Raw genomic sequence first — 777 nt, 5'->3', positions numbered from 1 at the left:
AAGCCAATCAATATACCGCCACAAATTATCGCTGCCCAAACAATCATGGCCGGAATATTGGATTTCACTGCGTTAAAGCTAGTAAACACCGCTGTCATCATGTCGACACGGCGCTCCATCATTAATGGAATCGAAAACGCAGAGATACTAAATACGATACACGCCAACACGAATCCAACCAATGAACCTATGACCAGAAAAGGCAAAAACTCAGTCAGTGGTGCGCCTTGTACGGATGGGTACAACGCGTGGAGCAGCGCAGCGATACGCATCCAGAAAATCATACAGACGGCGAGCAATACTGCGAACGCCCATTGTGAGCTCGAGTTACGACCAATCGCTTTCATGGAATGGAGCAGGCGCGCTTTGTGCCCACGTTCTCTCTCCCAACTCGCATCATAAAGTCCCAGTGCTAAAAACGGACCTATGAGCATATAGACGATGAGGCTTGGCATCACCACTAAGTGTGTGCCTTGCCATTGCACCAGAAGCACAATACCAATCGCTGCTGCCATAAAACAGATGCCGTAAAAAGCACTGATGAGAGGCATTCGTACGAAATCATGTAACCCCAGAGCTAACCAGTGAAAGGGTGCACTCAGATTGACGGTGTTACACGGAATGGTTCTGGCGTATTCATTATCTGGCACTTCCTTTCGTTTGCTTTGGAAGTCAGATGGATTCACGGTACGAGGCATAACTCCTCCTTGATTAATTCCCACGGTGTCAACGCTTACCAAGGTCGTCAGTACTCGATCATCTCAATGGTTATCTTAA

At 47.6% G+C, this 777-nt stretch carries 1 protein-coding gene; it reads right to left on the bottom strand.

Annotation, left to right across the window (positions count from 1 at the left end; all coding sequences use genetic code 11):
* Positions 1-698, bottom strand: a 698-nt coding sequence (locus R7O13_RS26225; protein ID WP_318305123.1) for a DUF2189 domain-containing protein, incomplete at its 3' end; no start/stop codon positions are given.
* Positions 699-777 lie beyond the last annotated feature (79 nt).

This window comes from Vibrio sp. Y176, assembly GCF_033438945.1.
Note: the sequence above shows the minus strand (reverse complement) of the source record. Positions and strands in the feature narration are given on the sequence as shown.